29 protein-coding genes and 1 tRNA gene are annotated in these 20351 nt (G+C 53.3%); 22 read left to right on the forward strand and 8 right to left on the reverse strand.

The window, feature by feature from the left end:
* Positions 1-62: 62 nt before the first annotated feature.
* The 5 genes from IEV46_RS00535 to IEV46_RS00555 all read left to right on the forward strand — a co-directional run bounded on the left by IEV46_RS00535 (position 63) and on the right by IEV46_RS00555 (position 3288).
* The gene (locus tag IEV46_RS00535) at positions 63-818 is read left to right on the forward strand and encodes a fumarylacetoacetate hydrolase family protein (RefSeq protein WP_188428713.1); all 756 of its coding nucleotides are present in this window, start codon (positions 63-65) and stop codon (positions 816-818) included.
* Between the two features lie 106 nt (positions 819-924).
* Positions 925-1659: a glycerophosphodiester phosphodiesterase gene (locus IEV46_RS00540; protein ID WP_188428715.1), complete on the forward strand. Its 735-nt coding sequence runs from the start codon at positions 925-927 to the stop codon at positions 1657-1659.
* 131 nt (positions 1660-1790) lie between these two features.
* Entirely contained in the window at positions 1791-2633 is an 843-nt protein-coding gene (locus IEV46_RS00545; RefSeq protein ID WP_188428717.1) for a deoxyribonuclease IV, read from the forward strand.
* Between the two features lie 18 nt (positions 2634-2651).
* Entirely contained in the window at positions 2652-2933 is a 282-nt protein-coding gene (locus IEV46_RS00550; RefSeq protein WP_188428719.1) for a YlaH-like family protein, read from the forward strand.
* Between the two features lie 46 nt (positions 2934-2979).
* Positions 2980-3288 carry a hypothetical protein gene (locus IEV46_RS00555; RefSeq protein WP_188428721.1) on the forward strand — a complete coding sequence of 103 codons (309 nt, stop codon included), beginning with the start codon at positions 2980-2982 and terminating at the stop codon, positions 3286-3288.
* Here IEV46_RS00555 and IEV46_RS18530 read toward each other — a convergent pair.
* From IEV46_RS18530 to IEV46_RS00565, 3 genes are read right to left on the reverse strand one after another with little or no spacing between them, the layout of a single operon-like run.
* Positions 3255-3458 carry a DUF2197 domain-containing protein gene (locus tag IEV46_RS18530; protein ID WP_373284526.1) on the reverse strand — a complete coding sequence of 68 codons (204 nt, stop codon included), beginning with the start codon at positions 3456-3458 and terminating at the stop codon, positions 3255-3257. The two genes, IEV46_RS00555 and IEV46_RS18530, sit on opposite strands and share 34 nt — an antisense overlap.
* Before the next feature lie 23 nt (positions 3459-3481).
* Entirely contained in the window at positions 3482-3634 is a 153-nt protein-coding gene (locus IEV46_RS18535; protein WP_373284527.1) for a DUF5665 domain-containing protein, read from the reverse strand.
* A gap of 9 nt (positions 3635-3643) precedes the next feature.
* Positions 3644-3820 carry a hypothetical protein gene (locus IEV46_RS00565; RefSeq protein WP_188428725.1) on the reverse strand — a complete coding sequence of 59 codons (177 nt, stop codon included), beginning with the start codon at positions 3818-3820 and terminating at the stop codon, positions 3644-3646.
* 97 nt (positions 3821-3917) lie between these two features.
* Between IEV46_RS00565 and IEV46_RS00570 the strand changes: the two genes are divergently transcribed.
* Complete coding sequence (locus IEV46_RS00570; protein ID WP_188428727.1) at positions 3918-4373, forward strand: nitroreductase/quinone reductase family protein; 456 nt, start codon at positions 3918-3920, stop codon at positions 4371-4373.
* Between the two features lie 180 nt (positions 4374-4553).
* Here the strand turns inward: IEV46_RS00570 and IEV46_RS00575 are convergent, their stop codons facing one another.
* Positions 4554-5135 carry a YhcN/YlaJ family sporulation lipoprotein gene (locus IEV46_RS00575; RefSeq protein ID WP_188428729.1) on the reverse strand — a complete coding sequence of 194 codons (582 nt, stop codon included), beginning with the start codon at positions 5133-5135 and terminating at the stop codon, positions 4554-4556.
* Positions 5136-5199: 64 nt separating this feature from the next.
* Here IEV46_RS00575 and IEV46_RS00580 point away from each other — a divergent pair, with 64 nt between their 5' ends.
* Together IEV46_RS00580 and IEV46_RS00585 are read left to right on the forward strand one after the other, a co-directional pair.
* Positions 5200-5904, forward strand: coding sequence for an MBL fold metallo-hydrolase (locus IEV46_RS00580; RefSeq protein ID WP_229735793.1), 705 nt, complete (start codon positions 5200-5202; stop codon positions 5902-5904).
* 112 nt (positions 5905-6016) lie between these two features.
* Positions 6017-6092: transfer RNA gene (locus IEV46_RS00585), tRNA-Ala, on the forward strand.
* Positions 6093-6190: 98 nt separating this feature from the next.
* Here IEV46_RS00585 and IEV46_RS00590 read toward each other — a convergent pair.
* On the reverse strand, positions 6191-6508 hold the full coding sequence (locus IEV46_RS00590; protein WP_229735794.1) for an antibiotic biosynthesis monooxygenase: 318 nt from the start codon (positions 6506-6508) through the stop codon (positions 6191-6193).
* 200 nt (positions 6509-6708) lie between these two features.
* On the opposite strand from IEV46_RS00590, the gene IEV46_RS00595 reads away from it, so the two are divergent.
* On the forward strand, positions 6709-7287 hold the full coding sequence (locus IEV46_RS00595) for a spore coat protein (RefSeq protein ID WP_188428731.1): 579 nt from the start codon (positions 6709-6711) through the stop codon (positions 7285-7287).
* A gap of 431 nt (positions 7288-7718) precedes the next feature.
* Here the strand turns inward: IEV46_RS00595 and IEV46_RS00600 are convergent, their stop codons facing one another.
* Complete coding sequence (locus IEV46_RS00600; RefSeq protein WP_188428733.1) at positions 7719-8276, reverse strand: TVP38/TMEM64 family protein; 558 nt, start codon at positions 8274-8276, stop codon at positions 7719-7721.
* Between the two features lie 167 nt (positions 8277-8443).
* Between IEV46_RS00600 and IEV46_RS00605 the strand changes: the two genes are divergently transcribed.
* The 10 genes from IEV46_RS00605 to IEV46_RS00650 all read left to right on the forward strand — a co-directional run bounded on the left by IEV46_RS00605 (position 8444) and on the right by IEV46_RS00650 (position 16161).
* The gene (locus IEV46_RS00605; protein WP_009709130.1) at positions 8444-9127 is read left to right on the forward strand and encodes a response regulator transcription factor; all 684 of its coding nucleotides are present in this window, start codon (positions 8444-8446) and stop codon (positions 9125-9127) included.
* A 1-nt stretch (position 9128) separates the two neighbouring features.
* Positions 9129-10538: a sensor histidine kinase gene (locus IEV46_RS00610; RefSeq protein WP_188428735.1), complete on the forward strand. Its 1410-nt coding sequence runs from the start codon at positions 9129-9131 to the stop codon at positions 10536-10538.
* A complete protein-coding gene (locus tag IEV46_RS00615) occupies positions 10535-10870 on the forward strand; it encodes a hypothetical protein (protein ID WP_009709128.1) in 336 nt (111 codons plus the stop codon). Before IEV46_RS00610 ends, IEV46_RS00615 begins: the two co-directional genes overlap by 4 nt.
* Positions 10857-11603 carry a hypothetical protein gene (locus tag IEV46_RS00620; RefSeq protein WP_188428737.1) on the forward strand — a complete coding sequence of 249 codons (747 nt, stop codon included), beginning with the start codon at positions 10857-10859 and terminating at the stop codon, positions 11601-11603. Before IEV46_RS00615 ends, IEV46_RS00620 begins: the two co-directional genes overlap by 14 nt.
* 69 nt (positions 11604-11672) lie before the next feature.
* Positions 11673-12293: a TlpA family protein disulfide reductase gene (locus IEV46_RS00625; RefSeq protein WP_188428739.1), complete on the forward strand. Its 621-nt coding sequence runs from the start codon at positions 11673-11675 to the stop codon at positions 12291-12293.
* Between the two features lie 28 nt (positions 12294-12321).
* Positions 12322-13035 carry a cytochrome c biogenesis CcdA family protein gene (locus IEV46_RS00630; protein ID WP_009709125.1) on the forward strand — a complete coding sequence of 238 codons (714 nt, stop codon included), beginning with the start codon at positions 12322-12324 and terminating at the stop codon, positions 13033-13035.
* Between the two features lie 108 nt (positions 13036-13143).
* Positions 13144-13674 (forward strand): thiol-disulfide oxidoreductase ResA, encoded by a 531-nt coding sequence (resA, locus tag IEV46_RS00635; RefSeq protein ID WP_188428741.1) that lies wholly within the window; start codon positions 13144-13146, stop codon positions 13672-13674.
* A gap of 80 nt (positions 13675-13754) precedes the next feature.
* Entirely contained in the window at positions 13755-14078 is a 324-nt protein-coding gene (locus IEV46_RS00640; protein ID WP_188428743.1) for a rhodanese-like domain-containing protein, read from the forward strand.
* Entirely contained in the window at positions 14075-15013 is a 939-nt protein-coding gene (gene cysK, locus IEV46_RS00645; protein WP_505712040.1) for a cysteine synthase A, read from the forward strand. Before IEV46_RS00640 ends, cysK begins: the two co-directional genes overlap by 4 nt.
* 14 nt (positions 15014-15027) lie before the next feature.
* Positions 15028-16161, forward strand: a complete 1134-nt coding sequence (locus IEV46_RS00650; protein ID WP_188428747.1) for a class I SAM-dependent methyltransferase — start codon at positions 15028-15030, stop codon at positions 16159-16161.
* A gap of 62 nt (positions 16162-16223) precedes the next feature.
* Here IEV46_RS00650 and IEV46_RS00655 read toward each other — a convergent pair whose 3' ends face one another.
* On the reverse strand, positions 16224-16451 hold the full coding sequence (locus tag IEV46_RS00655) for a DUF2626 family protein (RefSeq protein WP_188428749.1): 228 nt from the start codon (positions 16449-16451) through the stop codon (positions 16224-16226).
* A gap of 187 nt (positions 16452-16638) precedes the next feature.
* Here IEV46_RS00655 and IEV46_RS00660 point away from each other — a divergent pair, with 187 nt between their 5' ends.
* Both IEV46_RS00660 and IEV46_RS00665 read left to right on the forward strand, forming a co-directional pair.
* Positions 16639-17406 (forward strand): enoyl-CoA hydratase/isomerase family protein, encoded by a 768-nt coding sequence (locus tag IEV46_RS00660; RefSeq protein WP_188428751.1) that lies wholly within the window; start codon positions 16639-16641, stop codon positions 17404-17406.
* Positions 17407-17594: 188 nt separating this feature from the next.
* Entirely contained in the window at positions 17595-18212 is a 618-nt protein-coding gene (locus IEV46_RS00665; RefSeq protein WP_188428753.1) for an RsfA family transcriptional regulator, read from the forward strand.
* 63 nt (positions 18213-18275) lie between these two features.
* Here IEV46_RS00665 and IEV46_RS00670 read toward each other — a convergent pair whose 3' ends face one another.
* Entirely contained in the window at positions 18276-18749 is a 474-nt protein-coding gene (locus IEV46_RS00670) for an N-acetyltransferase (RefSeq protein ID WP_188428755.1), read from the reverse strand.
* Positions 18750-19001: 252 nt separating this feature from the next.
* Between IEV46_RS00670 and IEV46_RS00675 the strand changes: the two genes are divergently transcribed.
* Complete coding sequence (locus IEV46_RS00675; RefSeq protein WP_188428757.1) at positions 19002-20348, forward strand: acetyl-CoA carboxylase biotin carboxylase subunit; 1347 nt, start codon at positions 19002-19004, stop codon at positions 20346-20348.
* The last annotated feature ends 3 nt before the right edge of the window (positions 20349-20351 follow it).

The following is a 20351-nucleotide window of genomic DNA, read 5'->3' on the forward strand; positions in this document are numbered from 1 at the left end:
GGGGCGTCCCGCCAATCGGCATGGACGTCTCTCTTTCTGTTATCCAAAAGGAGGGAAAGGTTTTGAAAATCCTTCGTTACGAAAAAGCAGGGGAAATCGGTTACGGAGTATTGAAGGGTGACCGAATCCAACCCCTGAAAGGGAATTTGTTTGACTCCTTCACAATTTGCAGGGAAGAGATTCCCCGTGATGAAGTCCGGTTGTTGAGTCCGCTTGATCCCAACAAGTTAATTCTGATCGGCCGTAACTACGCGGCCCATGCTGCTGAGGGGGGGCAACCTGTTCCCGAAGAGCCACTGATGTTTCTCGCATCGCCGACAGCTGTGATCGGACCGGGAGAGGTCATCCGGCTGCCCAATCTGGAGGACCGGATCGACCATGAAGCGGAGCTGGCGGTCGTGATCGGTAAAAGAGGCAAGGAGATTCCCCGTGATCGCGCGATGGAATATATCTTCGGTTATACTTGTGGAAACGATGTTTCCAACCGCATCCTTCAGAAGAGAGACGGTCAATATACCCGGGCCAAATCCTTCGACACCTTTAAACCTCTGGGACCCTGGATTGAAACGGATCTCAACCCTTCCAACCTCGCCATTCGTTTGACGGTGAACGGGGAAATCCGTCAGGATGGCTGTACAAAAGATATGATTTTCTCCGTCCCCATATTGGTGGAAGCGATCTCCGCAGTGTTTCCCCTGGAGCCGGGGGATGTGATCCTGACCGGAACTCCGAGCGGGGTGTCGCCACTTTGTCCCGGAGATGAAGTTCAGGTGGAGATCGAGGGAATCGGTACCCTCACCAATCGGGTGGAGGGTTGAAGGAAAAGGAGAAGGGGGGCCGGAGTCGGATTCTCTCTTAGCCTGGATGGATCTCCTTCTGTTTGCATCAGCAAATCATACCCGCATTCTGCAGAAAGGAATGGACATGGAGCCGATACGTATTTTTGCCCATCGCGGATTTTCAGCCGCAGCCCCGGAAAACACGATGGCTGCCTTTCGATTGGCGGCGGAGGCCGGGGCTGACGGCCTGGAATTGGATGTACATCTTTCAAAGGACAGGGAAGTTGTGGTCATCCACGATGAAACAGTGAGCCGAACCACCGACGGAAAGGGAAAGGTGAGGGAACTCACTCTGGAGGAGCTTCGCCGTTTGGATGCCGGCAGCCGCTTCGGCAGGGAGTTTGCAGGGGAGAAGATTCCCCTGCTTCATGAGGTGCTGGAGCTGGCTGTTCAAAAGAATCTGTGGTTGAATATTGAACTTAAAAACAATAAGTTTCCCGATCCCGCCTTGGAGGAGAAAGTTCTGGAACTGACTGCCCGGTTTGGCTTGACCCGGAAGGTCATTTTCTCCTCTTTTAATCATTACAGCCTGCGGCGGCTCAAGGAAAAGCAACCGGAAGTTGATACGGCCCTTCTCTATATGGCTCGCCTTATTGAACCGTGGCATTACGCCGACCGGGTGGGCGCCGATTCTCTTCACCCCTACTGGCCCACGGTTACAGAAGAGGTGATCCGGTCGTGCAGGGAACGAGGGTTGAACCTCCGCCCTTTCACAGTCAATCAGGCCCGGGAGATGCGCCGATTGATCCGATTGGGTGTAAATGGAATCATCACCGATAAAGTGAGCCTGTTATCGGAGCTCCTGGGAAAGACCGGGTAAGGCTTTGTTGCGGCGGGAAGGGACAAAGTGGTATGATGAAGAAGGTTGACGAGGCGCCCAAAAGTGGCGCTTCTTTGGTTATTTAAGGCCTGTTGGTGGTGTACCGTCGGATTGTCAGGGGAGGGATTGGATTGCAACTGGGATGCCATATCAGCGTAGCCAAGGGATTTTCCAAGGCTTGCAAACGAGCTCATGAACTGGGGGCGGAAGCCTTTCAGGTTTTTACCAAAAATCCAAGGGGTCTGCGGCCGAAGAAAGTGGATTATGCGGACGCCGAAAAAGGAGTCCGGTTTTGTCGGGAGCATCGGATCACATTGGTGGCTCACACTCCCTATATCACCAATCTTTCCACGCCCAAGGAGGATCTGCACGAGGTGACGGTCCGCTCGATCAAAGAAGATCTCCATATCGCAGATACCTACGGAGCGGTGGGGGCGGTCGTCCATTGCGGGAAACATGTGGGCGAGGGAGTGGAAGCCGGAACCCGGCGCATGGTGGAAACCCTGAATGAGATTTTGGCCGAGTACGAAGGGGATTGTCGTCTCCTGCTGGAGAACACCGCCGGTCAGGGGAGTGAGCTGGGGCTGGCAATTGATGAGTTGGTCCGCATTCGGGAAGCGACGGATCATCCGGAGAAGATCGGCTTTTGCTTCGATACATGTCATGGGTTTGCCGCAGGTGCCTGGAATCCGGATTCTTTTGACGAGCTGGTGAGCCAAATGGAGGAGACCGGATATCTTGAGGATCTGGTGGCCATCCATTTTAACGATAGCAAGGCTCCCTATAACTCCCGCAAAGACCGTCATGCCAAGATTGGAAAAGGAGAGATCGGCTCCGAAGGGCTGGCCCGGTTTCTTCGCAGCGAACACTTCCAGGGGCTCCCGGTGGTATTGGAAACCCCGGTGGAAAAAGAAGAAGAATACGCCGAAGAGATCCGCTTTCTTCATCAATTGCAGCAGGAAAAAATATCCTGAGAAAGGAGGGAAGGCGGATTGGAAGAAGCCTTGACATGGTTGCGAAGCCAACCCCTGATCTCCTATCTGCTTATCTTGATCATGACAGCAATCGTATACAAAGTGGCCTTTGCCAGAAAGCTGCCGATTCTCAAAACCTTGCTCGTTTACCTGGTGTTGGCTCTGGGCTGTGTCATGCTCTGGATCATGTTCATTCTTCGGTTTCCGATCGTGCAGATCCTGGGGATCACCTTGGTGATGATCGCCTTGGCCCGAATTCGAGTGTGGATGGGGAACCGAAAAAAAGAAGCCGATCGATAACCGGCTGGAAGAAATGGGAGTCCATGGGGGAAGGAGAAGAAAGCCTTTGAATCTGACAGAAGCGCTGTTGAACTGGCTGCAGATCCAGGTGGTTTGGGAGGCCAGGCCCCGGGATCAGGCGGCGGAAGACACTGCCCGCTTTTTTCATCAGATTCTGACTGAGGACCACGGGGTGGAACAGATCCGTGTGGAACGGGACAAGGACGGATACCAAGTGAGATATCGCCAGGATGGGGAGGAACATCACCTTTTATTTGACCGCCTTCAGGTGGAACAGCTTCTCGCCAGTATTGAGGCGGAACCGAGATATGGGGGAGTCTTTCATCCACCCGGGGGGCAATCCAAAGGAGAGTGAACCCTTTTCTCCCCATGTTCCTGACGGGCAAGAGTCCGGTGAGCAATGCGCTGATGACAATCCGGACACAGAAAGATCCGATAAGGATGTTTCCTCAGTTTCTTTTCCTGTGAAGTATCCGCCGTAAAAGGGCGGTCACACAGCACACACACTATTTTCATGACGAACATCTCGTTCCTTTCTGTTTCCCCGCTCAGGAAGAGGAATGGTCGATAATACTTTTCAAGCTCCGGATCGTATCTGTCAAAAAGGGGAAGTCTGCCAATTTGGACAACAAAATGCTCAACAGGCTCAACACAATGGCTGTTCCAAGGGTGAGCCCCAGTCCTCGGGCCAGACCTGCCAAAAAATTGATTCAGATCACCCGGGATGGCTTGCCGTAGTTTTGCAGTACATCCCGCATGCGCATCTGCTCCACCCATCGGGATAACATCCCCAGTCGTCGATTCATCCGCTCCGTTTCCCTCACCAAATCATCCAGTGACTGCGGTTTGTGAACTCCTTCCCGGTCGGAGGCTCTGTGAATTTCCATGCAATCTCCCCCATTTCCTTACTCATAGTATACTATACCTCGACGGAGACTGACATGAGCGACTGTCCAATAGGCTTAAGCCGGGAGGAGGAGTAAAATGGCTAAAGATATTTCTGCAGAACTTATGGGAAAACTGGTAAAAAGAATGAACGGGGAACAGTACGTACTGTTGTCCACAGTGGATGAACAGACGGGAACCCCCGTCGTAAATGCGGTTTCTTGGGTTTATGCCCCAGATGGGAAACATATTCACATCGCGGTGGGTCACCGCTCGCGGATGATTGCCAATATCAAGGCAAAACCCGAAGTGTCTGTGACGATGATCGGTCCTGATTCAACCTACTCGATCACGGGAAAAGCTCAGGTCACCCATGAGCCGCTGGAAGGTGTAAATATCAAGCTGGCCGGAATCGAGCTCGAGGTGGAGGCGGTCCAGGATGTGATGTTTTTCGGGGGTAAAATCGTGGAGGAACCCCGTTACATAAAAACCTACGATAAAGAAACGGCCGACAAATTGGACCGGCAGGTGACAGAGGCATTAAAAAAAATGTAGTGTCCATCAGTAAACTTTGATTCGGTTTTGGCCGAGATGGCGGTCGTCTCCGATCTCTTGCAAAAAACGTCGATTCGCCATCTTTTCCCGACCGGTATTCGTTGAAGAGGCAGAAAAGACCGACCCTCTTTGCCTCGGTGTTCAACGCAAAACCGACGGCGGAAAGCCGTCGGTCGGGATTCAGGGATTCCGCTGTCTAGCGGGTTTTGGATTCCGGGTCTGGTTTTGTTCCTCCTGATCTGTCCGGGACGGGGTTTCTTCCTGTTTCCGAGTTTTTTTGGATGGTTGGGGAGAGATCCGTCCGGCGATTTCGGCCAATTCATCAGCCAGTCCGGAGATGGGACGCCCCTTATTGATATCATCGGACAGTTCGCGGATGCGTTGCACCAGATCCGGATCCGCTGTCACCAGGGCATTGGCCCCTTGGGGATCTTCTTCAAGGGCTTCGGCAACAGAGTACTTCACTGTCGCGGATCGTCCCCGGTCCAATGTGGGATCCAGATCGAGACCCACGATGGTGTATCGGCCGACAACCAAGGCGGTCGCTCCTTCCACCTGGGGCATTCCGTTGGCGATCTCCACCAAGCGGCGGGCGACGGCCTGATTACTGCGGTTGTGCCGGGGTTCCGGAACTGTCTGCTTCACCCGTTCTGTCTGGGGCATCCCCGGTGCCGGTGCCGATTCGTTGGCAGGAGGGGGGTTCGCCGGTTGACAGCCCATCAAAAGTCCAAAGGCCAAAACCAAGGTCAGGATTCTTATCATGGCTATCTCCCTTTCCACGGTTGGTGGTTAACCATATTGTTACCGGGGGAAGGAGAAAGCATGTATGATCCGGCATTTTGTCTGTTCTCTTTGGTTCCACAGAAAAAAAGACCCGGCAAGGAAGGTGAAGACCATGCAGGTGGAAAGTTTTGTTCTGGGACCGGTCATGACCAACTGTTACATGGTTTATAAAGAAAAGGGAGGGTCCGGTCTGGTGATCGATCCCGGAACAGGACCGGAAGAAGTGGTGCGACGGATCCGGGACCTGGATCTGAACATCGAGGCGATCCTTTTAACCCATGCCCATTTTGATCATATCGGAGGCGTGGAGGAAGTACGGGTTGCCACCGGTGCACCGGTCTATATTCATCGGAAGGAGGCGGACTGGCTTTTGGAGCCACAGCTGAACGGGTCCACTCTTTTTCCGATGAAGGAGATACGCTGTCACCCCGCCGAGAAGATATTGGAGGGTGGAGAAAAACTGACGTTTTTGGGTGAAACCTTTGCTGTGATCCACACCCCTGGGCATTCTCCTGGAAGTGTCAGTTATCATACAGGAAGTATCATCTTCAGCGGCGATGTGTTGTTTTCCGGGTCCATCGGACGGACGGATTTGCCAGGAGGAGATTACAAAACCTTGATGCGGACTCTCCATCAGGTTATGATGGAATTTCCCGAGGAGACGGTGGTCTATAGCGGCCATGGTCCCGTCACCACCATTGGCAGAGAGCAGGATACCAACCCCTATGTGACCGGGGACTTGGAGTAATTGAAAACGGGTGGAAGTTTTCCACCCTTTAATTTCCACCTGTTTTTTTGGAAAAACCCTTTGACAGACATCATTTTTTCGATATAATAAAAAGTGTTGTTGAGATAAATATGGGGCATTAGCTCAGCTGGGAGAGCGCTACACTGGCAGTGTAGAGGTCAGCGGTTCGAGCCCGCTATGCTCCACCATTTCAAACCCTTGATTTGTCAAGGGTTTTTTACGTTCACCGGGAATAAAAGCCGGATCCGTTGACCGAATTCGGCTTCAGACCAGGAAAGGCATTGGATCAACGTCTTTTTTTAACCGCTTGCACCTCATATGTGTTGACTTCTGTGCTGATGAGGAAGTCGGGCTTTGGCTGACCACGGTTTGCCCGATGACCGGCCAGGTGAGTATCACTTTTTTCCCACTGTTTCCAATGATCTTCCGATTCCCAACGGATCATGACCACAATCGCTTCCTCGCCCTGTCTCGCTTTTTGCTTCATAACCGTCAGGTCGATAAAGCCCTCTTGTTGTTCAATCGGGCCTTCCTTGCTGAATTTTTTCACAACCTGATCAGCGTGTCCCTCTGTTACTACCATTTTTCTCAACATGATGAACACAAGGATCAACTCCATATGGCGTTGGCTTACTATGCCCTTCTTAATGATAATGAGATTCATTATCGATTATATGTGTCAAAAGGGAATGGTGTCAAGGAGACTTTCCATCCTCTCCTTTTTCCTCTTGGGAAAACCAGAAGTGAATGAGAATCTCTCTTCAGCACAAGCTACACCTATCAACCATATAGGAGGAGCCTTTGATGCAACTGGCAGGACATGAAATACACGATCTGCATGAACTGACGATGAGCTGTGTCAATTCCATCACAAACATGGGTTGCTTTCTTGCCCAGGCCCAGGATCCGGAGCTGCGGGAAATGATTGAACGGCACTTCCCATACCATATCCGGGATTACAACATCAAGACGGAATATCTGAAAAACGCCCAGGGTCCCACGAAGGAGTTTCCCGTACCGGATTTAAACCCTGTGCTTCAATCCTTTACACAATCCCCCACCTCCGTTCAACCGGTGATGCCCCGGATCCAGGTGCCCCAGTTCAATGACCGAGAGATTGCCACAGCCTATCTGCTGACCTTGAAAAGGGCAGGAAGAGAATATGCTTGGGCGGCCATGGAAATGTCCCATCCGGATCTGCGCACTTTTTTGGAAGACGCCTTCCGGATGAGCAGTCGTCATGCTTATGATGTGTGGCAATGGATGGTTCAAAAGGGATATTATCCGTTGGAGCCTGCATCCCAGAATGTCCAAACCACGATGGCTGGGATGTATCAGGAGGTGCCGGAGTCCAATCCGGCGATGACTCCGGTGATGCCATGAAACATTCTCAAACCGGCAACTTTTGGGTTGTCGGTTTTTCATTGGACAAAAATGTTCACTTTCCCGAATAAATAAGTAACGGGTTGCCGGAAATCATCAACAAAGCACAAGCCGGCTGGCCAGTGAGACTTTAGTTTATTCAATGTGGAATGGCATAAAGATTGACAGATCCCTGAATTTGTTATGATAAGCTCGGTCCATGGCCTTTTTCCACCAATCTTCGTTGATTGATGTTGCGCAGACCGGGAGTGGATGCTTTCCAAATTGGAATCCGGGTCTATGAAGGTTGTTTCCAGGGATATTTTCAATTCGATGGAATCCGCTTCAGGAAAGATGCTCCACTGGTAAGATTGTAAAAGCGATTGTTTCTCCGAATCCGGGATGTGGGTCGGGTACTTGGGAATCAAGCGAAGATAATCCACTGAGATGAGTTATCCCTCCCCTTTTGTTTTTTTCCTCCATACCCACCAGATCAGGATCAGTGCCACCAACACCAGTCCCAACCGAAAGCCCTGCTCCCGAATGTGGATCAGGTCGTGGGAGATGAGGACTTCCAAGGCGGTGGAGGGAAGCTTGCCAAGGGCCGTGGCCAGGAGATAATCCCTGAATCGGAGGCGAGTGAGAGCGCCGAGTAGATTGATCGCGCCGGCGGGGATGAAGGGGAGGAGACGGGCGGTGAGCACAGAGAAAAATTGCCGACTTCGGGGCCATTTGTTCAGGGAGTGGACCCAGCGCCAATCCGGGGATTCCTTGCCTGTGCTCGCCCGGTATCCTTTGCGTAAGAGGAGGAAAGCGATGCCGGAGCCCAACACTTCCCCCAACCAGGCAAGAGTGCCGCCTGGCAGGGGTCCCCAGAGAAGTACAAAAACTCCGGTAACGACTGCACCGGGGACCACTCCCAGGATACTGAGGAGGATGCTGAACAGGAGCGCGGCGAGTATTCCCCAGCCGCCGAATGAAGAGAGCCATTGGATGAGATCTTGGATCATGGTGAGGGGAGCCTCCCAATTCTTTTTACTTTTCCATCTTATAATAGAAGGCGGTGGGTGCCCATGGTTTGTTCCTGCGGAAATCCCGTTCTTCACAGAAACACCACAAGTGGCGGTTACAATGAGCTGGGAGAGATGACACTGGATGATAAGATAAGAGGGATACCATGAAACCATCCATCCTGATCGTCGATGATGAGGAAGAAATGTTATCCATGCTCACGCTGATCCTGGAAGAGGAGTTTTCTGTGACTCCCGCTTCCGACGGCGTAGAAGCAGTGAAGCTGCTGCAAAACCGTGTCTTTGACCTGTGCATTTTGGATATCATGATGCCGAGGTTGGATGGCATGGAAGTTCTCCATGTACTGAACCGGGAGCAAAATCGGATCCCGGTAATCCTCCTCTCCGCCCGGGCGGACACCCGGGATCGGGTGGCGGGATTGGAGGGAGGGGCGGATGATTACATTACCAAACCCTTTGAGCCCGCTGAACTGGTGGCACGGGTCAAGTCGCTCCTTCGCAGAGCGGGATCCGGCCCCGGCATGGGTGGAGCGGAGCCAATGCCGGGAATCCGGATCGATCATACCGGTCGGACGGCCTTTGCGGGGGAGAAGGAGTTGAGGTTGACCCGGACTGAATTTGATCTTTTGGCCACCTTGGCGGGCTCTCCCGGCCGTGCTTGGTCCAGGGAGGAATTGGTTGAACGAATCTGGGGATGGGATTTTCCCGGGGAGGTTCGAACCGTGGACACCCATGTGAAGAATCTCAGGGAAAAACTGAAACAGGCAGGTGCTTCGCCGGACCTCATTGACACAGTCTGGGGGTATGGGTATAAATGGAGGTCCCTCTGAGATGATTCGGGGTCTTACCGGCAAATGGCTGTTGGCTGTCGGTTTCACCATGACCACGGGCTTGTTGTTGCTGGGGGCGGCCAGTTATCAAATGATCGTCGGCCATTTCACCAACTATGTGGAAAAAAATCTGATGGACCGGACCCGTTCCTACGCTTCCCTCTTGTCCTCGGATTTTTCTGCAGAAACCCTGGAACAAATCCGGACGGTGGAGGAACGTCCGGGCAGACGGGTGGTGGTATTCACTAAAAGCGGCCAAGCCTTCGGAAAACCTGATAGAAAGGATTCAATCTTGGCAGCGGAAATCCAAAAGCGACTGCATACAACCCAGGCAAGTGAAGTGAAACGGATCGATCTTCCGGATACAGGAAAAACAGCTCTCATGGCAGTGGCTTCCTTCCATGCCGGCGGGGGGGACAGTGGAACTGTTGCTGTCACGATGGAGATGAACTGGCTTTCAGACCTGTTTCGCTCCCTCGGTTCCCTGATCCTTCTGGCCGGGGTGGGTGCTCTGTCCATTGGGGGCGGGATGGCGCTTCTTCTCTCCCGCCGCACCGTCGGCCCCATCCTGGAAATCCGGGATGTTGCCGATCGGCTGGCTCAAGGGGATTACCGGGCCCGGGTGCAAGTCAGGGGAAACGACGAACTGGCCTCCTTGGGAAAGCAGATGAATCAACTCGCGGACAGCCTGGATTATTATCGTTCCTCCCGGCAGGAATTTCTGTCTGATGTCGCCCATGAACTCCGCACTCCTTTAAGCTATGTGAAGGGTTATTCCGCATGGTTGCAGATGCGGGATCCCGGGGAGGAGAAGAGGCGGCAATTGCTGACGGTGATCCGGGAACAGACCGGACGCCTGGAGCGATTGGTGGAGGATTTGGTTACGCTCAGCCGGTTGGATGAAGGAAAGATGGAGATCGAAAAAAAGCGGATTTCACCGACGGAACGGGCTTCCCGGGTGTTGGAAGAGTTGGAATCCCGGGCTTCCGAAGTCGGTGTCATTCTCCGATTGGACTCCAGCTATGATGGGATATTCTGCTTTGATCCGGTCCGCTTTGATCAGATCCTGATCAACTTATTGGATAATGCGATTCGTCATTCGGAGAGTGGTGGTCTGGTGGAGGTCCGCCTGTCCCCGGGTTTGGGAGGAGGGATCCGGATCCGGGTGGCCGATCAGGGAGTGGGGATGGAGCCGGAAGAGCTGGATCGGATCTGGGAGCGGTTTTACCGGGTGGAAAAATCCCGTGCCCGCCGGTATGGTGGCAGCGGTCTCGGGCTGTCCATTGTTCGGCGGTTGGTGGAGCTGCATGGAGGGACGATTGAGGTCAGAAGCCGATCCGGGGATGGGACCACCTTCCTCATGGAATTCCCCAAAACGGATTGTGATGAGGAAGAGGAGGACGGAAGATGAGGGGCCGGGAATTTTGGGTGGCCATCCTGTTGTTCTGTGTGGGTGGAGGGTGTCTGGTGACGGCAGTGCAACTGTCGCCTTTCGGACCCGTCTCTGCATCCCTGGTTCCGTTTCTCCGAAGTCTGCGGGTGTCTCTGTGGATCCTGTTGACGGTGATCCTGATCCGGATGCTCCTCCGCTCTTTCCGCTATCCCGGCGGAGAAAATTGTCGTTGCGGAAAGCGCTTGGAGAGGGATTGGTCGTACTGTCCCAAATGCGGTAGGAAATTGACAGGAACCGATAATGGGGAAAAACGGGATCCGGATGAGGGGGAAACTGATGCTGACAACTGATGTCCTACCCTTGGGACCCTTTCTTCTGCCGATTAAGTGGTTGGCTGTGTGGGTCGGGATCGCCGCCGGTGGCAAAGTGGCCACCATGCGGGAGAAGGTGCCCGTGGAAAATAAGATAAACTGGGTGGAACCTTTTGTTCAAGCTGCATTGTTGTGGTATATCCTATGGCGATGGAGTCCGGTATTGTGGGATCCTCTATCTGTCGTGAACAACCCCCTGTCTCTACTTTATATGTCCGGTTCGGAGAAAGGATGGTGGTTGGCTTGGATTTCGACGGCGGGATTTCTCCTTTGGGTGGCCCGTAAGTCCGGCGCCGGGTTCTACCGATTGTTGGATGCCACGGCGGTCACTGCGTTGGTGGCGGGAGCGGGGATCTCTCTCCTGTTCGTTCGGCTGGGAAATCCCACGACGCTTCCCTGGGGAGTCTCTCCGGAAGGGGTTCAGCAGATTTACCATCCAATCCATCTCTACCGAGGGGCGTTGCTGATTGCCATCGGTGTCTGGTTGTGGCGGAGAAGGGAGAAGCTTTGGGAAGGTGAGAGCTTTGTCCGGATCGCAACGGGGGCGGGAGTGGGATTGTTGATCATTTCGTATTTCGACTATTATCCTGTTACCGGGTTGTGGGGTCTTTCCGGTGAACAATGGGCTTTTGCGGCACTGTCATGTATGGGGTGGGTTGGGGGATGGCGGACGGGAAGAAAGATGTCCCGTGCCGGGGAGGAGCACGGGTAATCTCGCCATAAACTTCGGTTCGGGGCGGAAGATGATTCCGTTACCGGCCATTTTCGAGGAGGGAATGGTATGGGTAACCGTTGGCGCAATATCCTGATCGGCATTGTGATCCTCGCGGCGGTCGCCGGCGCGGTCTGGACGGCGATGGACAAAAGCGAGGGGGAAGATAAGACGGCTACCGATTCCAATGAACAAGGGAAAGCCGGAGTCACAAAGGAAGAGCAGTCAGGGGATAAAAGGAAGGCGGGAGGAATTAGGGAGGAGCGGGCAGAAGAAGGGTTCCAAGCACCTGACTTCACTCTGAATACTCTGGAGGGGAAAAAGGTCACTCTATCCAAAAACGAGGGGAAACCCTCCCTGGTCAACCTGTGGGCGTCTTGGTGTCCGCCGTGCAAGGTGGAGATGCCTCACCTGCAGAAAGCCTATGAAAAGTACGGCGATCAGGTGAACTTTCACATGGTGAATCTGACCAGTCTGGACAATAAGGACACAATGATCGACTATATAAAGGACGAGAAGTTCACCTTTCCTGTTTTGTTGGATGAGACGGGGGAAGTGGGCGAGAAGTATATGGCGTTTTCCATTCCACAAACTTACATTGTGGATGAAAAGGGGCAAGTCATTCAGAAAATCACGGGAGCGATGACCGAAGAACAGTTGGAGGAAATCATGAAGGAGTTGACCTCCTGATTGTGATCCCACGAGAGGAGGAGTTCCGGTGGCGGATGTAAGTATTTGGCTGGCTTTCGGAGCGGGGGTACTCTCCTTTATTTCCCCCTGTTGTTTGCCGCTGTATCCATCTTATATCTCATACATCACCGGGGTGTCGATCAGTCAGTTGCAGGATGCGAATCAACCCCGGCAACTGAAGCGGGCGACGATGTTTCACACGTCGTTCTTCATCCTGGGCTTTTCCATCATCTTTTTCGCTCTCGGTTTTTCAGCCAGTTGGGTCGGATCCTTTTTCAGCGAATATCGGGATTTGATCCGGATGCTGGGTGGGGTGCTGATTGCGGTGATGGGCCTGTTCATGCTGGGGCTGATCAAGCCCGGTTTTATGATGAAGGAAAAACGGTTGGAAGTGGGGAGAAAGCGGTGGGGTTATTTGGGTTCTTCCGTGATCGGAATGGCCTTTGCGGCCGGCTGGACCCCCTGTGTCGGCCCGATTCTGGTGTCGGTGTTGGCGCTGGCCGCTTCCAATCCTTCAGCCGGGCTCGCCTACATCACCGCTTACACACTTGGATTTGCCATTCCCTTTTTCATCATGGCATTCTTCCTGGGGCGTACCCGGTGGATCCTGAAGTATTCCAACTCTCTCATGAAGGCGGGCGGCGCTTTGATGGTAGTGTTCGGGGTGCTTCTGTACACCAACCAGATGACCATTCTCATCGCTTGGCTGACGGAGCTGTTCGGGGGCTTTACGGGGTTTTGACAATCCGGGATTGCCCGCCTTCTTTTCCGCTCTCTCACCCAAGAGAACTTTCGGATATAATGGATTTGTAACAGATACGGAAACGGATCGTGAAAAGGTGATACGGAAATGAACCGAAAAACACGATATTGGGTTCGCCGGGTGCTGATGTTGCTCATGGTGGGAGCGGTGGCCTTTGCCATTTACAAGACCATGAGTGGCGGTGAGAAACAGACGGTGGAGGAGGAAATGGAGGCTCCCGACTTTCAGCTGCAAACCTTGGAGGGAAAGGAACTGAAGCTGAGTGCGCTCAGGGGTCAAACAGTTCTCCTCAATTTCTGGGCCAGCTGGTGTGAGCCTTGCCGCGATGAGATGCCGGCGATTGAAAAGGTATATGAAAAACACAAGGAAAAGGGTCTGGTCGTAGTGGGAATAAATATTGCGGAATCCAAGTTGACGGTGAAAGGCTTTGTCCGACAGCTGGATCTGTCTTTTCCGATCGTCCTGGATAAAGAGCGGAAAGTGGTGGATCAGTACCAGATCGGACCGATTCCCACCAGTATATTCATCGATAAAGAAGGCCGGGTGGTCCGCAATGTGAAGGGGCAGATGGATGAAAACCAATTGGAGACCTATGTACTGGAAGCCTTGTCCAGGTGAAGGACGGGCTTCTTTTATTTCGGGGCGGTTAAAGTCGTGTTATCATATGGATTATGAATGAAAAACAGAGAGGTGTAAACATGGGAAAGCGATATACTGATGTGGATGCAGGGGAGCTGAGCCAGGCCGGGGAAACGGAACGGCACCGGTATGTTCTGGTGGATGTCCGCACAAAAGAGGAATATGAAGAGGGACATCTCCCGGGAGCCCGGCACATTCCCTATGATGAGATGGAGGAGCGGGTCGGGGAGCTGGAGGATGTCAAGGATCGGGAGATTCTCCTCATCTGCCGGAGTGGCCGGCGGAGTGTGATCGCCGCCAACGTCCTGTCCATGAACGGATTCCGGCGGTTGTTCAATCTTAAGGGAGGAATGCTGGAGTGGACAGGACCGACAGAGAAGTGAAGCCAAGCCGGGAGTCTCTTGTCGTGGATCGGATCACCGATTTGATCGGGGGAACTCCGCTGGTTCGCCTCCGCCGGCTCACCGGTCCGAAAGATGCAAAGGTATGGGTCAAACTTGAGTGCTTCCATCCTGGCGGCAGTGTCAAAGACCGGACAGCCTTCCACATGATTTGCCGAGCTGAAGAGGCGGGACTTTTGAAGCCGGGGGCGACGATCATTGAACCGACCAGCGGCAATACCGGGATCGGCCTGGCATTGGTGGGATCGGTCAAAGGATACCGGACGATACTGGTGATGCCCGACACCATGAGTGGGGAACGGATCCGGATTCTGAAGGCTTATGGGGCGAAAGTGGTTCTCACCCCCGGCGAGGAGCGGATGCCGGGGGCGATCCGCAAGGCAGAGGAATTGGTGAAGGAGATTCCGGATTCCTTTATGCCTCTCCAATTTGAAAACCGCTTCAATCCTGAAGTGCACCGAATGACCACGGGACCGGAAATCATCGAGCAGATGGGAAAACGGTTGGATGCGTTTGTGGCTACGGCGGGAACCGGCGGAACCATCACCGGAACAGGGGAAGTATTGCGCAAGCATGTTCCCGGGATCCATATCACTGTGGTCGAACCTGAGGGCTCGCCGGTTCTGGCCGGCGGATCGCCCGGCCCTCACCAAATCCCCGGTACGAGTCCCGGTTTCATCCCTCCGATCTTAAACCAAAACATCTATGATGAGATTTTGCACGTCTCTGACGAAGATGCTGCGGAAACCGCCCGTCGTCTCGCCCGGTTGGAGGGGATCTTGGTCGGCCCTTCCTCCGGGGCCTCGGTCTGGGCCGCTCTCCAAGTGGCCCGACGTCTCGGCCCGGGAAAGCGGGTGGTCTGCATGGCGCCGGATACCGGGGAACGTTATTTGAGCACGGAGCTGTTTTCATCGTGAGGGGACAACCGCAGATGGATGATCCACTGTTGGCAGCGATTGTGGAGGAGATCCAGACCCATCCTGAAAAAAAGATTTCCTTTCGCCGGTATATGGAACAGGTGTTATACCACCCCTGCTGGGGTTATTACCGCCGGGTGGGTTTGAAGATTGGAAAGAGGGGGGATTTTTATACCAGTCCCCATCTGGGTGATGTGTTTGGTGAAACGCTGGCCCGGGTAATTTCCCGGATGGTGTCTTCCTTTTCTCCCGGCTGTCCATGGATCTTGGTGGAAGCGGGAGGAGGGGACGGCCGGCTGGCAAAGAGCATCCTCTCTTCTCTGAACGAAGAGAAAAGATTGCCACAGAGTCTCTGGTTGGTGGAGAGGAGTCCTTTTCATTGCGATTTGCAAAGAGAACGGTTCAAAGATGCTCCCGTGCCTGTCCACTGGGCGGAATCGGTGACGGAGATTTCGGGGGAATCACCCTGTATTCTTTATTCCAATGAGCTCCTGGATGCCTTTCCTGTACATCGGGTGGTGCGAAAGGGAGGAGAACTTCAGGAGATTTATGTGGCCTGGGATGAGCACTGTCAGCGATTGGTGGAGTGTTCCTGCCCACCCAGCGATCCGTCCTTGGCAGCCTATTTTCGCCGGCTGGATTGGAATCTTCCTGAGGGATGGACAGCGGAAGTGCCGTTGGATGTCTTGGCTTGGCTGGAAGAGGTTGGTGGTTGGATGAAAACCGGGTATCTGATTACCATCGATTATGGAGGAACAACAGAAGAGTTATCCCAGCCTCAACGAAAAAACGGTACGCTCCGCTGTTATCGGAATCATCATCTTCACGGGGACTGGTATTCCCGGCCGGGAACCTCCGACCTGACATTCCATGTGAATTTCTCGGCTTTGCAGGACCATGGGGAAAGGGTGGGATTGAACAAGTTGGTGTACACCACCCAAACCCGGTTTTTGCAAGGAGCAGGGATCCTGGACCGGCTGGCGAATACCTCCACCGACCCCTTCAGTCCGGAAGCCCGGCGCAACCGGGCGATCCGGCAACTGGCTCTCCAGGGTGGGATGGGAGATGCTTTTCGGGTATTGATCCAGTCCAAGGGAGTGGAGATGCCCGTAACCGGTCTGAAGGAGGGAGCGGCTCTGCCGGAATAACAAAGCGACTGCCTGCTGCACAAGTGCAGTCAGGCAGTCGCTTGTTTTGAGCTGATGGAGATTCAACCCACCTGGAAAAAAGACCAATATACGATCCCGGTGAAGGTGAGGAACATATATCCCCCGAAAATCAACATATAAGTACGTTCCGTATACCTCATGTAACCGAGGATGAAAAAGAGGATAGCCTGCACGCCGAACAAAATGGCCAGCAGGAACATCTCCCCAGCCATGAACATCAATCCGATCATCAGCAACCAAAATCCCAAAACACGAAACATGCGGTCCATTGCAGTCCACTCCTTGCCTGCAGATCTGTTTTCCCCCGTGGGAGACCTTGTTATTGGGCGGATCTTGACCCCTGTCGCTCGAATCATCACTTATTATAACCCTCGGCAAAATGGGGATCAAGCCATGGATAGTTTGTGTCATGAAACAGTCAGGAATACATCCCCACAAGGAAATGGAGGAATGATCATGGAAACCTTGCGCACGGAGATTCAAGAGGGGATCGGCTGGCTCTTTTTCCACCGGCCGGAGGTGAGAAATGCGGTCAATTTCCGTATGATGGAAGAGCTGACGGAGGTCTTGGGACGGATGAAGGAGAATGATTCCGTCAAGGTACTGGTGTTAGCCGGGGATGAGCGGACCTTTGTCTCCGGAGGAGATCTAGTGGAATTTCATCGATTGAAAACCGCCGATGAGGTGTATCCAGTTCATCACCGGATGGGAAAATTGCTCGAAGAGATCCGTACTTTCGGCAAACCGACAGTGGCCGCTGTCCAGGGGGCCGCCGTGGGCGGCGGTTGTGAAATTGCCGCCGCCTGCGATTTTCGGATCGCCTCCGATCAGGCCCGTTTTGGATTTATCCAGTCCAGTTTGGGGATCACCACGGGCTGGGGAGGAGGCTCCCGCCTGTTGGAGCAGCTGCCGCGGAACCGGGCTCTCCATCTTCTCTTGAGCGGTGAACGGGTGGATGCCCGGCGCCTGTATGAGTGGGGATGGATTACGGAGGTGGTTCCTTTTGCAGAGTTTCTCCCGTCAGTCCGTCGTTTTGTCCAATCCTTCACCCGGCGGCCCCTGGGAGTGATCCAAGCCTATATGGAGCTGGCCGATGCGACCCGGGAAGGGGAGACCCGGGATCAGCTGGTCCGACGGGAAGCTCGAAGCTGTTCCCGACTGTGGGAAACGGAAGAACATGTGCAGGCGGTGGAGGCTTTTCTTAATCGACCTCGCCGTTCCTGACTCTCTGTTTTTACCATCAACGCCCGCAAGGGTTTTTTTGAAAGCGGAAAGGAAGGTATAGGGAGGACGGGTTTGGGCAATAAAAAATAGTAGTTACATATACTACGATTTATACCAAACGCATACAGATAGAACAACATCGCAGTATGCCGTAATCGGTGGATCAAGGATTGGAGGGTATCGGCCTTATGGCAGTCAAAAGGCAAGATGCATGGACACCCGACGATGACCTGATTTTGGCGGAGGTGACCCTGCGCCATATCCGGGAAGGCGGAACCCAACTGAATGCTTTTGAGGAAGTAGCGGAAAAATTGGGACGTACTCCCGCCGCCTGTGGTTTCCGTTGGAACAGCTTGGTGCGAAAAAAATATGAAGCGGCGATTCAAATCGCAAAAGCTCAACGACAAAAGAAAAAACAGGAGAAGCATTCCCGCAGTCGCAACCGGGTGAAGGCGGAGGAATTGAACCTGGGTCAGGATCAGACGGCTTCCTTGGATGCGATTATCCGTTTTTTACGCCAGCATAAGGCGGAAGTACTGGAAATGCGCAAGCGGCAGGGGGAGCTGGAAAAGGAAATCGAAGAGCAAGATGATCGAATCCGTCGTCTCTCCGAGGAAAATGAAGAGATGAAAGGCCGCCTCAATAACGTCCAGACAGACTACCGGGTGGTCAACGACGATTACAAAGCCCTGATCCAGATCATGGACCGGGCACGGAAACTGGCTCTGTTGGAAGAGGAAGAAGATGGGGGACAGACCCGGTTTCGCATGGAGGCCAATGGCAACTTGGAGCGGATGGACAAATGAAAGAAGAGAAACCCGTTTTCAAAGAATGAACGGGTTTCTCTTTTCCTTTCAAATATGATGCTTCTAGTTTTGCAAGCCGACCCCCGGCGGGAGCCATACAAAAGGATTTTCTCCACGGTCGCGAACAGGATCATAAGTGACCGGCTGGAACCCCATTTTCCTCCAAAATTCATCCGACCGACAACGGGCATTGGTCTTGACGGGCAGGCCGAACTTTTTGGCGTGATTGACCAAAGCGGTTCCATATTTTTGCTCCCGGTATTGAGGCAGGACCTCCAGTTTCCATAGTTCGTAGTAATCCTGGGCCGGTTTGAAATAACGATCATATTTGGCATCAATTCGATAGAGGCTGATCCGGGCAACCAGTTGATTTTCCTCATAGATACCGTAAAAAGGGGAATTGCTGTCATTTTCGATGATGTTCGCCTGGAGATCCTCCAGCATGGAGAGTTCCTGTGCTCCATATTCCCGGAACTTTTGGAACTCTTCCAAGGTTTTATAATTGATTTTCAGCCGTTCCACCCGATGTGTGCTCATTGAACAGACCCTCCTTTCCATCCTCTCCCTTATTTATTATACATGACCCGCCAAGGTTTGCCCAATGGTCGGGCGGGCGGTGAAATTCAGACTTCTTCAGGCAGGATCAGTTGACCTTTTTGTCGAATGATTTATTTATGGATCTCATTCTGTTTAAAACACGAGTGGAGAGATCCGTATTTGTTTGCCCGGATGTCGAAGAGAAACACAAGACTTTTCGGGATAATTGAGGGATTTAGTGTGAGGTGAAAAATGAATATCCTAAAACTGTTGATTGCCAATCGTGGAGAGATTGCCCGCCGGATTCTGCGAACCTGTCGGCAACGGGGGATTCAGACCGTTGCCGTCCATTCCGAGGCGGATCGGGACCTGCCCTTTGTTCGGGAAGCGGATGAAGCGGTTTGTATCGGGCCGCCTCCGGTGGCCAAGAGTTACCTCAATATGGACGCCATTTTGGATGCCGCTCGGGACACCGGTGCCGATGCAATCCATCCGGGTTACGGTCTCCTCTCCGAAAATGGGGAATTTGCGAGGAGAGTGCAGGAAGCCGGATTGATCTTTGTCGGCCCCTCTCCGGAGGTAATCACCCAGATGGGAGACAAGGTGACAGCCCGCCGTCGGATGGAAGAAGCGGGGATTCCCGTGGTGCCGGGATCAAATGGAATCTGCGACTTGTCAGAAGCATCCCGGGAGGCCGCACGGATCGGATATCCGTTGATGCTGAAAGCCAGCGCAGGAGGCGGTGGGATCGGAATGGAAGTTCTCCGCTCAGAAGCGGACCTGGAGAAAGCTTTCGCCTCGGCCCAGGGACGTGCTCAGGCCTATTTCGGGGATAAAACCTTGTTCATGGAGCGTTTTATCGAATCGCCGCGACACGTGGAGGTGCAGGTTTTCTCAGATGGAACGGGAAGAACATTGCATCTCTTTGAACGGGAATGCTCTGTCCAGCGCAGAAACCAGAAGGTGGTGGAAGAGAGTCCATCCCCCTCCATCCGGCCTGAAACAAGGGAAGCCCTCTGCCGGGCGGCAGTCCAGGCGGCGAAAGCGGTGGGGTATACAGGAGCGGGGACGGTTGAGTTTTTGGTCGATTCCGAGGAGAATTTTTTCTTTCTGGAGATGAACACCCGTCTTCAAGTGGAACATCCTGTCACCGAAATGGTGACAGGGCTGGACTTGGTTGCCCTCCAACTGGATGTGGCGGAAGGGAAGCCTCTCCCCTTTGGACAGGACAGGATCGAATCCGGGGGACATGCGTTGGAATACCGAATCTACGCGGAAGATCCCGAACGTTTATACCCATCCCCGGGAACGCTGAAAACCTTCGCCCCTCCAACAGGGGAAGGGATTCGAGTTGATGCCGGCGTGGAATCGGGATCTGAAGTGGCTCCTTATTATGATCCCATGATCGCCAAGTGCATTGTATGGGGGAAGGACAGGGATGAGGCTTTGGCGCGAAGTTTGAAAGCGCTCTCTTCTTTTCGGGTCGAGGGGATCAAATCCAATCTTCCCCTGTTGATCCGGGTTCTGGAGCATCCGGACTTCCTCCGGGGAAAATACAATACAGGACTGTTGACAAAACTTCAATCCAACAAGAGGTGAACA

It is taken from the genome of Kroppenstedtia guangzhouensis, from assembly GCF_014637345.1.
Taxonomy (GTDB): Bacteria; Bacillota; Bacilli; order Thermoactinomycetales; family DSM-45169; genus Kroppenstedtia; species Kroppenstedtia guangzhouensis.

What these genes read in the sequence shown, in the direction of transcription:
- IEV46_RS00670 (WP_188428755.1), bottom strand. Translation starts at nt 18,749, where the DNA reads ATGAGCACACATCGGGTGGAACGGCTGAAAATCAATTATAAAACCTTG.
- IEV46_RS00620 (WP_188428737.1), top strand. Translation starts at nt 10,857, where the DNA reads ATGCTGACAACTGATGTCCTACCCTTGGGACCCTTTCTTCTGCCGATT.
- IEV46_RS00660 (WP_188428751.1), top strand. Translation starts at nt 16,639, where the DNA reads ATGGAAACCTTGCGCACGGAGATTCAAGAGGGGATCGGCTGGCTCTTT.
- resA (WP_188428741.1), top strand. Translation starts at nt 13,144, where the DNA reads ATGAACCGAAAAACACGATATTGGGTTCGCCGGGTGCTGATGTTGCTC.
- IEV46_RS00600 (WP_188428733.1), bottom strand. Translation starts at nt 8,276, where the DNA reads ATGATCCAAGATCTCATCCAATGGCTCTCTTCATTCGGCGGCTGGGGA.
- IEV46_RS00610 (WP_188428735.1), top strand. Translation starts at nt 9,129, where the DNA reads ATGATTCGGGGTCTTACCGGCAAATGGCTGTTGGCTGTCGGTTTCACC.
- IEV46_RS00570 (WP_188428727.1), top strand. Translation starts at nt 3,918, where the DNA reads ATGGCTAAAGATATTTCTGCAGAACTTATGGGAAAACTGGTAAAAAGA.
- IEV46_RS00605 (WP_009709130.1), top strand. Translation starts at nt 8,444, where the DNA reads ATGAAACCATCCATCCTGATCGTCGATGATGAGGAAGAAATGTTATCC.
- IEV46_RS00615 (WP_009709128.1), top strand. Translation starts at nt 10,535, where the DNA reads ATGAGGGGCCGGGAATTTTGGGTGGCCATCCTGTTGTTCTGTGTGGGT.
- IEV46_RS00580 (WP_229735793.1), top strand. Translation starts at nt 5,200, where the DNA reads ATGATCCGGCATTTTGTCTGTTCTCTTTGGTTCCACAGAAAAAAAGAC.
- IEV46_RS00625 (WP_188428739.1), top strand. Translation starts at nt 11,673, where the DNA reads ATGGGTAACCGTTGGCGCAATATCCTGATCGGCATTGTGATCCTCGCG.
- IEV46_RS00655 (WP_188428749.1), bottom strand. Translation starts at nt 16,451, where the DNA reads ATGGACCGCATGTTTCGTGTTTTGGGATTTTGGTTGCTGATGATCGGA.
- IEV46_RS00565 (WP_188428725.1), bottom strand. Translation starts at nt 3,820, where the DNA reads ATGGAAATTCACAGAGCCTCCGACCGGGAAGGAGTTCACAAACCGCAG.
- IEV46_RS00575 (WP_188428729.1), bottom strand. Translation starts at nt 5,135, where the DNA reads ATGATAAGAATCCTGACCTTGGTTTTGGCCTTTGGACTTTTGATGGGC.
- IEV46_RS00665 (WP_188428753.1), top strand. Translation starts at nt 17,595, where the DNA reads ATGGCAGTCAAAAGGCAAGATGCATGGACACCCGACGATGACCTGATT.
- IEV46_RS00675 (WP_188428757.1), top strand. Translation starts at nt 19,002, where the DNA reads ATGAATATCCTAAAACTGTTGATTGCCAATCGTGGAGAGATTGCCCGC.
- IEV46_RS18530 (WP_373284526.1), bottom strand. Translation starts at nt 3,458, where the DNA reads ATGTTCGTCATGAAAATAGTGTGTGTGCTGTGTGACCGCCCTTTTACG.
- IEV46_RS00595 (WP_188428731.1), top strand. Translation starts at nt 6,709, where the DNA reads ATGCAACTGGCAGGACATGAAATACACGATCTGCATGAACTGACGATG.
- IEV46_RS00540 (WP_188428715.1), top strand. Translation starts at nt 925, where the DNA reads ATGGAGCCGATACGTATTTTTGCCCATCGCGGATTTTCAGCCGCAGCC.
- IEV46_RS00640 (WP_188428743.1), top strand. Translation starts at nt 13,755, where the DNA reads ATGGGAAAGCGATATACTGATGTGGATGCAGGGGAGCTGAGCCAGGCC.
- IEV46_RS00650 (WP_188428747.1), top strand. Translation starts at nt 15,028, where the DNA reads ATGGATGATCCACTGTTGGCAGCGATTGTGGAGGAGATCCAGACCCAT.